Source organism: uncultured Holdemanella sp. (assembly GCF_934772795.1).
Taxonomy (GTDB): Bacteria; Bacillota_I; Bacilli_A; order Erysipelotrichales; family Erysipelotrichaceae; genus Holdemanella.
In genome coordinates, this window is record NZ_CAKVMR010000132.1 from 1 (window position 1) to 1,518 (window position 1,518).

At 36.6% G+C, this 1,518-nt stretch carries 1 protein-coding gene; it reads left to right on the forward strand.

The window, feature by feature from the left end:
- Positions 1–678: 678 nt before the first annotated feature.
- A complete protein-coding gene (locus Q0F04_RS11875) occupies positions 679–1,245 on the forward strand; it encodes a biotin transporter BioY (protein WP_295753552.1) in 567 nt (188 codons plus the stop codon).
- Positions 1,246–1,518: the final 273 nt, after the last annotated feature.

A 1,518-nucleotide genomic window follows, 5' to 3' on the forward strand; every position in this document is an offset into this window, starting at 1 on the left:
TAAATTTCCAATCAACGATATCTCACCGACATATGAAATATTCTTCATCCTTGATAAACTTTTCTTTTATCACTTAAGATATAAGCTGGAATTTATTATCTCATCTCTTCTACGATTATAATCCATATCCCCTTGATACCATTCTATAATCGTTATTCATCCATTCTCTTTCTCTACAATATACTTTACGATATTTGATATCCGATGCCTTACCAGATATTTCATATCTATATCCTGTATTTTTCGATTCTTAAACGAATTGAGAATTTATAATAAAAATACATCTTATAAAATATGTGATATTCAATTTTCAAGATTCCCTTTCTCGTCAGGAATTCTTTTTTGTTTATTTTGGATTTCCTTTGGATTGATTATATAATATCATTCGGCTTTTATTTTGTCAATACTTTTTGCAGTTAATTTTATTTATTTTCCATTATTTCATTTCAATAGTTAAATTATCTGATTTTTCTTTATTTATTTTAATGTTTACACAATACTATACATTTTCAAATCGTATGCTTTTGTTAACATCATACGCTTGCGCATGTCCAATTGTTAACCAGTCATCTTCTGCAGTTGACATTTTATCCTGTTTATTTTATACTTCTGTTATATTTTTGATATAAAACTAAAGGAAAGGAGTTCTGCCATGTCGTACGGCAGACAATTACCACTATGAACAACACAGTAAATAGCACAACAACGAAAAAGCTTTCCACCCGCAAACTGGTTCTGATTGCTTTGATGACTGCAATCACCTGTATCTTCGCTCCTATGGCGATTCCGATTCCGGTCAGCCCGGTACCGATCAGTCTTACCAACCTGGTGATCATGATCAGTATCTATGTACTTGGTTTTAGAGATGCAACCATCAGTTACATCGTATATCTGTTACTTGGTCTTGTCGGTCTCCCTGTATTTTCCGGTTTTACCGGTGGATTAGGAAAGCTTGCAGGTCCTACCGGCGGATACCTGATTGGTTTCATCTTCCTTGCACTGATTTCCGGACTGTTCGTTGATAAATTTCCAAAGAACAGAATCCTGGCAGTTGTCGGTATGATCATCGGTATGGCAGTCACTTATATCTTCGGTACAGAGTGGCTTGCGATCCAGTTGAAAATGTCATTCGTTGCAGCACTTTCTGTCGGAGTAATTCCTTATCTTGCCGGTGACGCAGCGAAGATTATCATTGCGATCATCGTCGGACCTGTACTCCGCAACCGTCTAAGCCAGCTGCAGTAATAAAAATACACAGTATCGGAATTAATTTGGGATTTAATTCAGGAAGGCTGTGGATACCCGAACCGGAATAAAGCTTGGAAAGGTGTTCCAAGTTTTATTCCGTGTGTATCAAATGCCTTAAGAATTAAACAGCAAGTGCGTAACCGTAGTGGCCTCCACCGGGTTACACTTCCGGGCATTTCATTTATTAATATCTGCTGCCAGTCACGACTTGAAGGAAACAATAGATAAGGATTATTGTGAATGTGGAATGCCGTTAGAAACATTTAGAGA

Excerpts from the sequence above, each read along its gene's own strand:
- Q0F04_RS11875 (WP_295753552.1), top strand. The coding sequence starts at position 679 with ATGAACAACACAGTAAATAGCACAACAACGAAAAAGCTTTCCACCCGC.